Below are 12,419 nucleotides of genomic sequence, written 5' to 3'. Positions count from 1 at the left end.
TCCTTAATGGAATCTCGCGGGTGAGCAGCCCTGCCGATCGCACCGAATAAAATGAAAGCGAATCGCTTCGTTCCGCATGGACTTGTTATTTGCGCCCTCGCGGCCGGCGCGATCACTGCAGCCGTTTGGGCTCCCCGTCGCACTCGGCCCATCGTCCAATCCCAGGGTTCAAATGGAACTGCTTCTTCGCTTTCGACGCGGCCGACCGCTCGTTTTCTCGGTCGGGCGGTTTGCGCGGAATGCCATGAGCCGGAGGATCGGTTGTGGCGTGGATCGCACCATGATCTGGCGATGCAGGTGGCCAACGCTCAGACGGTGTTGGGGAACTTCGATGACGGGGAGTTCAAGTACCACGAGGTGACGTCCAGATTCTTCAAGAAGGACGGGAAATTCTTCGTACAAACGGACGGCCCGGACGGCACGCTGCAGAAGTACGAGATTTCTTACACCTTCGGCATCGATCCGCTTCAACAGTATCTGATCGGGTTTCCAGATGGCCGCTATCAGGCGTTGAACGTGTGCTGGGATACTCGCCCGAAAGAGCAGGGTGGCCAGCGATGGTTCCATCTCTATCCCGATGAGAATGTCGGACACGACGATATTCTGCACTGGACCGGTCCGTACCAGAACTGGAATCACATGTGTGCCGAGTGTCACTCGACCAACGTTCGCAAGAATTACGACGCAGCCTCGGATCGATTCACAACATCCTGGTCGGAGATCAACGTTTCGTGCGAAAGCTGTCACGGTCCCGGCTCCGAACACGTCGCCTGGGCGCAGGCGGCGAAGCGCGGCATGCGATCCACCGAGAGCCCGCGGAAAGGTCTGGTCGTCCAGCTCAAGGAACCGCGATCGGTCTCGTGGAATATCGATCCGAGGACGGGCGTTCCCCGGCGGGAGCCGCAGCGGACCTTACATGTTGTGATCGAGATGTGCGCTCGATGTCACTCACGTCGCGGCGCATTCAGCGAAGACTACGTTCATGGCGGGCCGCTGATGGACACGCATCGCCCGACGGTCCTTGATGCCGGGCTGTATGAACCAGACGGCCAGATCCGGGACGAAGTTTATGAGTACCAGTCTTTTCTGCAAAGCAAGATGTACGCCGCCGGGGTGACGTGTACAGACTGCCATAATCCTCATAGCTTGAAGATACCCGCCGGAAACACCTTGTGCGCCACCTGCCACCCGCCCGAGAAGTTTGACACCGCCGCGCATCATTTCCACAAGGTCGGCGGTCCCGGTTCGCGGTGTGTGGAATGCCATGCGCCAACGCGAAACTACATGGTCGTCCACGCCCGCCACGATCACAGTTTTCGCGTGCCGAGGCCGGACTTGTCCGCCAAGATAGGCGCCCCGAATGCTTGCAACGGATGCCACACTGATCGCACGACGCAGTGGGCCGCCGACGCGACGGTGAAGTGGTGGGGCACGAAACGGGCGCACGACCCCCACTACGGCGAAGCACTTCATGCGGGCATTGAGACGCTGCCCGGCGCCAGCCTGACCCTTTCTGCGCTTGCGGATGATGCGACGAAACCGGGCATTGTTCGGGCAACCGCCGTGGCGCTGCTGGGCGGCTTCCTGGGCCCGGGGACCGTACCGACCCTCGAGCGGGCACTGCAGAATCGCGACCCTCTGGTTCGCGCCGCGGGTGTCAGCGCGATTCGTGCGGCACCGCCGGAGCCGCTGGTCCGCCTCGTGGCGCCTTTGCTCAACGACCCGGTCCGGATGGTTCGGATCGACGCGGCACGCGCCCTGGCGACGGCGCCGGCTGAGCGGCTGACGCCGAATCAACGGAAGTCACTGGTGGATGGCATGGACGAGTATCGTCGGGCGCAGCTTGTCGACGCCGATCGCGCCGAAGCCCATCTCAATCTGGGCTCGCTGCACACCGAACTCGGCGAACTCGATCAGGCCGAGCGCGAGTATCGAATCGCGCTGAAGTTGAGCCCTCGCTTTGCGCCGACTTACGTCAACCTCGCCGATCTGTATCGTGTGATGGGACGCGAGGACGAGGCGGAGCGCACGCTGCGAACCGGGTTGAACCGCGCGCCGGACGATCCCGCCTTGCATCATTCGCTCGGTTTGACGCTCGCACGCCGGAACAACCTGTCGAGCGCCCTGAAACATCTCGCCCGAGCCGCCGAACTCATGCCCGACCACGCTAGATACGCTTACGTCTACGGCATCGCCCTGCAGTCGACGAGTCGGCCCGATCTCAGCCTGGCGGTGTTGAAGGCCGCGTACGCGCGGCATCCCGGAGACCGTGACCTGCTGATCGCGCTGGCCACGATCAGTCGGGACAGCGGCGACCGATCATCCGCGATCGAATTCGCTCGGAAACTGGTGGCGCTGGATCAGGACGAACCCGGCGCCCGATCGCTGTTGGCGGAACTTGAGGCCCCGCCGCCTTGACGCGAGGGGTTGTCATCGCCGGAATCGGTTGAAGCGGACGCCCGATCGCGGCGGCGTTCGCGCGGGTCCGCCAGAGCGGGTTCCCCTTACAAATCAGAACATCATGGAGTCAGGTGTAGCGCAGGCCCTGGTGTTGCGGCAGATAGAAAACGCTCAGCAAACGATCCACGAGAAAAAGCCCCTGCCGCGTCATGCGAACGCCTTGACGGTCAACGCTAAGCCAGCCGTTTGCCTGTAGAGAGGCGAGCGGACGTGCGAAGCGTTCGCGGATATCTGTCTGAAACTTCTTTTGGAAAAATCCAACATCTGCGAAGCCGAGTTTCAAATGGAGGATAAACTCGCGGATGAGACGCTCGTCGTCGGTTAACGCATAGGCGCGGACCAGCGGCAGACGCCGATCCCGCAGGCACGCACCGTAATCCTCGAGAGATGGCATGTTCTGCGAGTGCGTCCCAGCGAGGTAGGAAAAGGCCGACGCTCCGATCCCCAATAAGTCCGCGCCCCGGTATTGGGCATCCTGGTAGACGAAGCGCTGTCGGTGTGGGTCTCTTGCCGCCGCATAGGCGCTTCGCATCGTGTAACCAGCGGCTTCCAACTGGTCGAAGGCTGTCGCCAGACGCGCTCGCTTCGTGTCCCACGACGCCGGGTGCTCGCCCGCGGCGTCTGTTTGAAGCCGTCGATAGAGGGGCGTGTTGTGCGGAATCTCGAGCGGATAGATCGTCAGGCAATCGGGCTGAATTTCAATGACGCGTTGGATACTCGATGAGAATGATGCGTCCGTCTGACCGCAGAGGCCGGCGATCATGTCGAGGTTCACCACGTCGAAACCGACATGGCGGATGAGGTCATAGGCGCGCATGACATCCTCGACGAGATGAACCCGGCCGCTCAGTCGGAGGATTTCGTCATTCAGATCCTGGACGCCAAGGCTGATTCGAGTGATGCCCATGTCGCGAAGGAGCTGCAACTTCGGCGCCGTCACGGATTGCGGGGCACACTCGAACGTGGATTCCTCTACATGGCGCCACGAATACAGGGCCTGGAGTCCGGAAAGCAGGTGCGCAAGTTGGCTCTCGGACAATAAGGATGGAGTGCCGCCGCCAAAATAAACAAAAGACAATTCGCGAAGACCGAGGGCCGGAGCGGAACGATACATCGCGAGTTCCTGAAGCAGGCACTCGATGTATTCATCCAAGTCGTCCGAAGACCGGCCCGCGTAGGACAAGTAGTAGCAGTAATGGCAGCGGCGGGCGCAAAAAGGAATGTGAATGTAAAGGCCCAGCGGTTCGTCCTTCGTCAAAGCGGTGGGAGTTTCCAGCCGTTGCTGCACGGCGGGAATCTGATCTGCGGTCCACGTGGAGAACGGCGGGTACGTGGAGACGAAGTAGTTGCCACTATCTGGCTCCGAACACATCAGGTTTGTGCAGGCGGATGCCTGAGTCGATGTCGTGGCCATGATGACCTGTCCCCCGACGCAAACCTTAAACGCCGACGAGATCTCGCGCGGGTTGCGCGGCGCGCATCGCACGGAGAATCTTTTCCGGCGTGATCGGGAGGTCCTTGATCCACACGCCCGTCGCGTTGGCGATGGCATGAGCGACGGCGCCCAGCACCGGCAGCGTGCTGCCCTCGCCGATCTCCTTTGCACCAAACGGTCCGCGTGGCTCATAGGAATCAACCAAGCCGCTGAAAATCTCCGGTGCGTCCTTGATGGACATCATTAAGTAGCCGTGGAGGTTCGGGTTGAGGATGCGGCCTTTGTTGTCGAACTGCACATCTTCGAGGATGGTCTCGCCGGCGCTCATGACGATGGCGCCCTCGACCTGGCCGTGGACCGCCATCGGATTGATTGGCGTGCCGCAGTCGTGGTAGTCGGTGAAACGGAGGATATTGACCTTTCCCGTTTCGAGATCGACGTTGACCTCGCAGACGGCACTGCCGAAAGAGTAGGCCGGGCTCGTGCCGACGGTAGCGCCTTTGTAGTCGCCGCCCAACCCGTCCGGCGGTTTGTAGCAGCCTGTTCCGACGAGTGGGCCGTTCTCGTTGAAAAAATTCCTGGCGACTTCTTCCCATGCGACGGAGCGGGACGGGTCGCCGACAGGAAACATTTTGGCATCGCGGGCGGCGACATCCGACAGATCACAACCAAGCAGCTTGGCGGCATAGGGCTTCATCTTTTCGACGACAGCCGCAGCGGCATTTGAGACCGCGTGACCGCCCATGAGCGTCACGCGCGAGGAGTAGGCCCCGAGATCGATGGGCGAAATGTCGCTGTCTCCGCTGCGCATTCGGATGCGCGACACCGGAATGCCGAGGGTTTGGGCGCACATTTGGGCCAACACCGTGTCGCTGCCCTGGCCGATCTCGGCGGCGCCGATCAGGCAAACCACGGCCATGCCGTCCTCGGAGATCTTCACGATGGCGTTGGCGTGCGGGAAGATCGAGTGTTTCTGAAAAGGCTCAGGGCCTTTCTCGTGGGAAAGCTGGACCTGGCCGCGATAGATGCAGTAGCCCGCGCCGGATACGAATCCGCCGCAGCCGATTCCAATGCCCTGGCCCTTGGGAAGCTTTCCGTATTTGCTTCTCCACTCCGATTTCTCCTCCACCGCGTCCAGCGTCGCGCGAAACTCACAACTTTGAATGTCCATATCGTTGACGGTGCGGGTATTCGGCGTCATGGCGTTGAGGCGGCGGATTTTCACGGGATCGATGCCCAGATCGTCGGCGATCATGTTCAGCAGGCACTCAAACGCGAAGCGCGGCTGGGGTACGCCGTGGCCGCGCATGGCGCCGCAGGCCGGCTTGTTGGTCATGACGCGATAACCGTCGTACTTGTAGTTTGGAATTCGGTAGAGCGTGGGGATCATGCTTCCGGCGTAGTAGGCCGTCGCGACGCCGAACGACGAGTAGGCCCCTCCGTCGAGATAAATCTCGCTCTGGAACGCTTCGATTTTTCCCTGGCGGTCGACGCCGAGTTTGAACTTCATGTGCTGCTTATGGCGGCCGCGGCCGTAATGGAACATCTCTTCGCGAGAATAGACCATCTTGACGGGGCGGCCGGTCTTCCTGCTGAGAAAGGCGGCGCAAAGATCGAGCGGATTCGTCGCGGCCTTGCCGCCGAAGCCGCCGCCGACGGTCGGGCGGATGACGCGGATCTTGCCGACGGGGATGTGCAGGACGTGGGCCATCATGTACTGCACGTAGTGCGGGGCCTGGGTCGAGGTGTAGAGGACGAGCGTGCCGTCTGGATCCCAAGTGGCGATGGCGGCGTGGGGTTCGAGTGGGGACTGGGAGATGCTGTTGCCAGTAAAAGTTTCTTCGCGGACGAGGTGGGAATCGGCAAAGGCCTTGTCGACGTCGCCAAAGTGCTGGTGGACTTCGGTGCCGACATTTCGCTTGTAACGGTCATGAATCAGCGGGGCTCCGTCCGCGGTCGCCTCGAAGGGATCAAGCAGGGTGGGCAGTTCTTCATACTCGATTTCGATCAGTGACAGTGCCTGCTCCGCGGTGCGCTCGTCGATGGCGGCGACGGCGGCTACGGGATCGCCGACGTGACGGACCTTTTGCTTGGCCAGCACATACTCGTCGTATCGCGCAGGCGAGACGCCGTGCATCGTGTCAGGAACATCCGCGCCGGTGATTACCGCAACCACGCCTTCCAACGCCTCGGCCCGGGAGGTGTCCACTCGTTTGATCATGCCGTGGGCAATCGGCGAACCGAGAATCTTGCCGTGCAGCATGTTTGGAAGGTGAAGATCGGCGGTGTAGACGGCGCGTCCGGTGACTTTATCGACGGCGTCAACGCGCGGGATGGACACGCCCAAGGCCAGGCTTGAGTCTTGAGACTGGAGGCCCGCCGCGGCCGAAGTTCGATGAGGGGCCTCGGTGCCTGGCACGGCGGTCTTCTTGGCACACGTGCCGTCGGGTCGGTAGTTTCCACAGCGATCGACGGCGCGAAGGATCCCTGCGTAGCCGGTGCAGCGACAGAGATTGCCTGCGAGGGCGTCCTTGATCTGATCCGGCGTGGGATGAGGGTTCTTTTCCAGGAACGCGCTCGCGCTGAGGACCATGCCGGGGGTACAGTAACCGCACTGGATCCCGCCTTCGTGGACGAAGGCTTGCTGAATGGGCGTGAGTTCGCCATTGCGGGCCAGACCCTCAATGGTCGTGATCGCCTTGCCTTCCATTTCGGCGGCCAGCAGGAGGCAACTATTCATGGGGACGCCGTCGACGAGAACGGTGCAGGCGCCGCAGTCGCCCAGGTTACAGCCCTTCTTCGTACCCGTGAGTCGGAGCTTGTCACGGAGAACGTCGAGCAGCGTGTCGTGTGCGGCCTGGGCGACCGTGTGTTTTTCACCGTTGATGTTCAGGGTGCAGACAGTCATCGCTCACGCTCCTTGCGCCCGGCGGTGGGCGAGGGCCAAGGCTCGGCGAGTCAGGACACCGACGATCTCGCGGCGGTAATCGGCCGATCCGCGGATGTCAGAGATCGGAGAAGCGGCCTCCATTGCGGCGGTCGCGGCGACTTCCATGGAATCCTCATTCACCATTCTCCCGACAAGGCTTGCCGCCGCAGGTTCAATCAGCTGGGGTGTCGGAGCGACCGCACCGAGAACGATCCGCGCCGCGGCGACGGCGCCGTCGCGGCCGAGTTGAAGGCTCGCCGCGACACCGGCAATGGCGCAGGCGTTGGCTTGGCGCATAGCAAAACGCGCGTAGGCCGAACCAGAACTTCCGGGAGGATAAGGTAGTCGGATGGCGGTCAGGATTTCGCCGGCCTGCATAACCGTGCGGCGCGGGCCGAGGAAGAACGAATCGAGGGGCACGCATCGTTCTCTGGTTCCCATTTGGAGGGTGATCGCGGCGTGGAGGCTGATCAAAATCGGCGGCAGATCGGCCGAGGGAACGCCACTGGCAAGATTGCCCCCGACCGTCGCCATGTTTCGAATCTGCGGCGCCGCCAGGTCGCGGAGGACATCGAGCAACGCGGGAAATCGCTCTCGAACGATCGGAGAAGTTGCTAGTTCATTGGGCGTGGTGAGCGCGCCGATCTGGAAGGAAGGGCCGTCTTCGCGGAGGCCGCGCAGCTCGGAAAGACGCGTCAGAGAGACGACATGGCGAACCTTTACCCTGCCGACCTTCAGGTCGACGAGCAGATCGGTTCCGCCGGCCAAGACTCGAACATCCGGAGAGAATCGGGCTAAATAGTCCGCTGCCTCGGTAATGGTGCGGGCCTCATGAAGCTCGAAGTCCGGAAGATACATGGATCACTCCTGTGTGTGATCGGTCGAAGCCTGCCCGGGTCGGCGACTGCCGTCGGGCCCGGGATCCCCGGCGGCGACTGTGTGGTCGGGGACCGAGCGGCGACTGGTCAATGGTGCGCCGATGGTGCCATGGAGAAATTGGGCCGTGATCTGCTTGGCGATGGAGCTGGGGGACCGGCCGCGTTTGGGGTCATACCAACGATAGAGCCAGTTGAGGGTACCGAAGAGATACATCGTTGCGACATGCCGATCGATGCCGCCGCTGGCGCCGTCCGCATCCAGAAGCCGGTCGATGATCTTTCGTGTCTCGTCATAGTACTGACGACGAATCACATAGGTTTGTTCATAGGCCTCGCCGGTCAGGGAATCCAGCTCGTGCGAGCAGACCTTCAGGGCGGCGATGTTGGCGGCAAAGTATTCCACATGGGCACGGATCATGATGGCGATTTGCTCCTTCGGGTCGGATACGCCGTGGAGCTTCTCGCGGAGGTTGCTCAGCAGGGAATTGAATGAACGAGACTGGATCAGGAAGAGCATTTTTTCCTTGCTGTCAAAGTAGTGGTAAATGCCCGCCAGGCTTACCTTGGCCGCCCTGGCCACGGCCCGCATGGAGGCGTTTTGGTAGCCGACCCTGGCAATCAGGTGTGTGGCCACTTCGAGGATGCGATTGAGGCGGTCGTCATAAGTGACTTTGGCGCCGGAGGTTCGGGTAGAGGAGGCCGGATTCAAGCTGTCGAACAAACGTTCTGTTTCTGTTTCTATCATTATCGAACATGTCCGATGAATACTGGACGATTGTCCAGACTATGCCACTTCCTGGGATCCATGTCAAGAGAAACTCCTCGCAAAAACGCGCTTGCTTACTGGGCGAGTGATGGCATAATTCAGGCACGCTGATCTGGATGATGAAATTCGGCCATTCAATGCCGGTGGTCCTCCGGATTCTTCGCGAACGAACGTCCGTTCGGAAATACATGGCTGCCCCACGGAGGATCCGTTCATGTCATCGTTCCTTCAACGCGATTGCGTTGGCCTCGATTTCCACGAAGTCCGTTATCAAAAGGACAATTGGGTCGCTCGAATCACCATTGATCGTCCCCAGAATTACAACGCCTACAGCACCGAGGCCCTTCGGGAACTGGTCCGCGCCTTTGAAGACGCTTCCTGGGACGACCAGATCGCCGTCGTGGTTTTCACGGGCGAGGGCGAACGGGCCTTCTGCACGGGCGGCGACGTCAAGGAATACCACGCCCGCTACACGCGCCGGCCTCGCGACTACTGGAAGTACATGTGCTGCTTCAAGCAGTACATTGAATCGATCCTGAATTGCTCGAAGCCCGTCATCGCCCGGATCAACGGCATGGCCGTGGGCGGCGGCAACGAGAGCCAGTTGGCCTGCGACCTGGCCGTGATGGGTGAGCACGCCTACCTGGGTCAAATTGGCACTAATGTTGGATCGGTGGCCTGCGGCGGCGCTACGCAATGGCTACCGATTCACGTCGGCGACCGTCGCGCACGCGGGATGCTCTTTCTCAACCAGCGCTATCCAGCGTACACCGCCCTGGGAATGGGGCTGGTCAACGCGGTCGTCCCCACGGTGAAAGGGCCCGACGGCGAGTTCCGCACCCACTTTACCAATAGCCGGGCCTATATGGCCGATTGGAACACGGACCCCTGGGAGAACCCGTTCCAATCGCGCGCGTCCGCTGGCGAGGTGGAGAAGGCGGTGAAAGGTCAGGACGGCTTTCGCCTCGACTTTTCGCTTCTGGATCAGGTCGTCGGCGACCTGTGCGGGCAAGTCGTGAACAAGTTCTTCGAGTGTACGCGTTACACGAAGGCTCAAACGAACTTCTGGAAGGAACTCGCGTGGCACTCCACGGTCGGCCACGCCCGCGACTGGCTCTCGATTCACTACACCAGCCTGGAGCCCCACGAGGGCATGGCAGCATTCGTGGAGAAGCGCAAAGCCGACTACGCCGGTCTGCGACGCCGCGCCGCCGAAGGCGGATCGAGCGAATTCGTGTGGGGTCCGTTCGCTCTGAACTGTTCGCAGTGCGGCGCGAAAAGCCTGCCGGAGCAGTTTACCCATTGCGGAAGCTGTGGCGCGGCGCTGTCGTCCGCGATCGACGAGGAGACGGCGTCGGTCTGATTCATGAGGCAGAGCATGTCGAAGATGCCACGACGAGCCTTGGTGACGGGCGGTAGCAGCGGGATCGGACGCTGTATTGCCGAGACGTTGGCGCGCGACGGCGCCGATGTTGGCATCTTCTATCAGGGCGATGCCACCGGCGGGGCGCCGGTCTTGCAACGGATTGCGTCCTTCGGCCGCAGGGCCTGGTCGGGAGTCGGCGACGCGCGCCACCCGGAGCAGGTTCACGCCGCCGTCGAAGGGTTCACGGCCGCGATGGGCGGCATGGAGGTGCTGGTGAATTGCGCCGGCATCTTCCGCGATCAGGTGATCTGGAAGATGACCGACGAGGAATGGTCGGACGTCATCGGCGTCGATTTGAACGGCGTGTTTTACTTCTGCCGCGCGGCCGTACCGATCATGCGCCAGGGCGACTGGGGAGCGATCGTCAACATCTCCAGCATCAACGGCCTGCGCGGCAAATTCGGGCAGACGAATTACTCGGCCGCAAAGGCCGGTGTCATCGGCCTCACCAAGGCGTTGGCGAGAGAAGTGGCTCGATTCAACGTGACTGTCAACGCCGTGGCGCCCGGCCTGATCGAAACCGCGGCGCTCCAGCAGATGTCGCCCAAGGCTCAGGAACAATCACTGGCCGAGATCCTCCTGGGTCGTTCGGGGCAAGTTGAAGACGTGGCGGAGGCGGTGGCGTTTCTGTGCAGCGACAGGGCGCGGTTTATTACCGGCGAAGTTCTGCGCGTTGACGGCGGCCAGTACATCTAGCGAGGTAATCATGCGTCACTACGAATTCTTCGATTTAACCGTGGCCGAGGGCATCGCCGACATCGCCATGAATCGTCCGCCCCTGAACGTGCTTCACAGCGCGATGATGGCCGAGTTCAACGCGATCCTGGAAGGCGTGGTGAGAGACACAAGCCTCGTGGCGATTGTATTGCGAGGCCGGGGCAAGGTCTTTAGCGCGGGCGTCGATGTCGCCGACCATGCGCCGGCGAAAGTCGGCGAGTCGATTCCGCTCTTTCACGGAATCTTCCGCAAGTTGGCAGTGTCGGATGCCCTGACCATCGCGGCCGTTCACGGTGCAGCGCTGGGGGGCGGCTGCGAGCTGGCCAGCTCCTGTGACATCGTCCTGGCATCGGAAAAGGCGACATTCGGGCAACCGGAAGTGAAATTGGCGGCGCTGGCGCCGGTGGCGGCGGGCATCCTGCCGCTCAAGGTCGGGCTGGCCAAGGCGATCGAGCTGACCGCGCTGGGCGGGACCATCGACGCCGAGGAAGCGCGGCGAATCGGATTGGTGAACCAGATTTTTCCCGCCGTGACTTTCGAGTCCGACGTCCAAAAGTACCTCAGCCAGCTTGGATCGCTCTCTCGTCCCGTCGTGCGGCTGGCCAAACGGACCGTGAGCCAATCAGCCCGACGGCTCTTTCTCAGCGAGTTGGAGTGCAACGAACACGTGTATCTAAGCGAGTTAATGAAATTGTCGGACGCCGGCGAAGGCATCGCGGCGTTCCTGGAGAAGCGGACTCCCAACTGGAAGCACGCGTAGGAGCAGAGTGCGGACATGAAAGCAGCGGTATTCCACGGCGGCAGCGCCGGATTGAAGATCGAGGACATTCCCGTTCCCAAGATCGGCGAGGAGGACATTCTGCTCAAGGTTGCGGCCTGCGGCGTTTGCCACACGGACCTGCACTACATCGAGCATGGCGTGCCGACGTTCAAGAAGCCGCCGATCGTGCTGGGCCACGAGGTTTCCGGCATCGTCGAGGCAGTTGGCGTCAAGGTGAACAACGTCCGAAAGGGCCAGCGGGTGTTGTTGCCGGCCGTATTGACCTGCGGCAAGTGCGTCTTCTGCCGCGACGGGCGGGAAAACATTTGCAGCGACATGAAGATGCTCGGCAATCACTTCGACGGGGCGTATGCGGAGTACGTCGCCGCCCCGGCCAAGGACGCGTTGGATCTGCCGGAGTCACTGCCGCTTGAAGAGTCCTGCATTATCGCTGACGCCGTTTCCACGCCCTATCACGCAGTGAAGAACCGCGCCAAGGTGCGGCCGGGCGACACGGTGGTCGTGTTCGGCTGCGGCGGCGTGGGGATCAACGCGGTGCAGCTTGCCTCCGCCGCGGGCGGCTACGTCATCGCAGTAGACATCAACGACCGCAAGCTTCAGTGGGCGACCGATTTCGGCGCGGCCAAGACGATCAACGCGACGAAGGTCGAGCGAGTCAGCAAAGAGGTGAAGAAACTCACCGGCGGCGGGGCGGACATCGCCCTGGAGGTCATCGGCAATCCGAAGACGATCGAGGAGGCCTTCGAGTCGGTCCGCATCGGCGGGCGACTGGTCGTTGTCGGATACACGAATGAGACCATCTCGCTGGTCGCCGGAAAAATCATGTTCAAAGAGATCGAGATCGTCGGCTCGCTGGGTTGCCGGCCGGTGGATTACATCCCGCTGATCCGCATGGCTGCCCAGGGCCGGATCGATGTGAAACGACTGGTGACGCATCGGTTCAGGCTCGACGAGTTGTCGAAGGCGTTTGAAGTCATGAAAGAGGGCGCTTCGCTGCGCTCCATTGTTGTTCCGTAAGCAGGCGGAG

9 protein-coding genes are annotated in these 12,419 nt (G+C 61.6%); 5 read left to right on the top strand and 4 right to left on the bottom strand.

Translation table 11 applies throughout. The features are described 5' to 3' along the window. Positions 1-291: 291 nt before the first annotated feature. The gene (locus tag HS101_16795; GenBank protein ID MBE7507925.1) at positions 292-2,418 is read left to right on the top strand and encodes a tetratricopeptide repeat protein; all 2,127 of its coding nucleotides are present in this window, start codon (positions 292-294) and stop codon (positions 2,416-2,418) included. A gap of 109 nt (positions 2,419-2,527) precedes the next feature. On the opposite strand, the gene HS101_16790 is transcribed toward HS101_16795, so the two are convergent. The 4 genes from HS101_16790 to HS101_16775 are packed head-to-tail and all read right to left on the bottom strand — an operon-like array spanning position 2,528 to position 8,423. Then, a complete protein-coding gene (locus tag HS101_16790; GenBank protein MBE7507924.1) occupies positions 2,528-3,874 on the bottom strand; it encodes a coproporphyrinogen III oxidase family protein in 1,347 nt (448 codons plus the stop codon). 25 nt (positions 3,875-3,899) lie between these two features. Next, positions 3,900-6,803, bottom strand: a complete 2,904-nt coding sequence (locus tag HS101_16785; GenBank protein MBE7507923.1) for a molybdopterin-dependent oxidoreductase — start codon at positions 6,801-6,803, stop codon at positions 3,900-3,902. 3 nt (positions 6,804-6,806) lie between these two features. After that, positions 6,807-7,682 (bottom strand): xanthine dehydrogenase family protein subunit M, encoded by an 876-nt coding sequence (locus tag HS101_16780; GenBank protein MBE7507922.1) that lies wholly within the window; start codon positions 7,680-7,682, stop codon positions 6,807-6,809. A 3-nt stretch (positions 7,683-7,685) separates the two neighbouring features. Next, positions 7,686-8,423 (bottom strand): TetR/AcrR family transcriptional regulator, encoded by a 738-nt coding sequence (locus tag HS101_16775; protein MBE7507921.1) that lies wholly within the window; start codon positions 8,421-8,423, stop codon positions 7,686-7,688. Positions 8,424-8,682: 259 nt separating this feature from the next. Between HS101_16775 and HS101_16770 the strand changes: the two genes are divergently transcribed. From HS101_16770 to HS101_16755, 4 genes are read left to right on the top strand one after another with little or no spacing between them, the layout of a single operon-like run. Next, the gene (locus HS101_16770) at positions 8,683-9,831 is read left to right on the top strand and encodes an enoyl-CoA hydratase/isomerase family protein (protein ID MBE7507920.1); all 1,149 of its coding nucleotides are present in this window, start codon (positions 8,683-8,685) and stop codon (positions 9,829-9,831) included. Positions 9,832-9,846: 15 nt separating this feature from the next. Continuing rightward, entirely contained in the window at positions 9,847-10,590 is a 744-nt protein-coding gene (locus tag HS101_16765) for an SDR family oxidoreductase (GenBank protein MBE7507919.1), read from the top strand. A 10-nt stretch (positions 10,591-10,600) separates the two neighbouring features. Further along, positions 10,601-11,371, top strand: coding sequence for an enoyl-CoA hydratase/isomerase family protein (locus HS101_16760; GenBank protein ID MBE7507918.1), 771 nt, complete (start codon positions 10,601-10,603; stop codon positions 11,369-11,371). 15 nt (positions 11,372-11,386) lie between these two features. After that, entirely contained in the window at positions 11,387-12,409 is a 1,023-nt protein-coding gene (locus HS101_16755; protein MBE7507917.1) for an alcohol dehydrogenase catalytic domain-containing protein, read from the top strand. The last annotated feature ends 10 nt before the right edge of the window (positions 12,410-12,419 follow it).

It is taken from the genome of Planctomycetia bacterium, assembly GCA_015075745.1.
Taxonomy (GTDB): Bacteria; Planctomycetota; Phycisphaerae; order UBA1845; family UTPLA1; genus UTPLA1.
The sequence above is the reverse complement of the archived record's forward strand: the minus strand, read 5'-3'. Positions and strand labels throughout refer to the sequence as shown.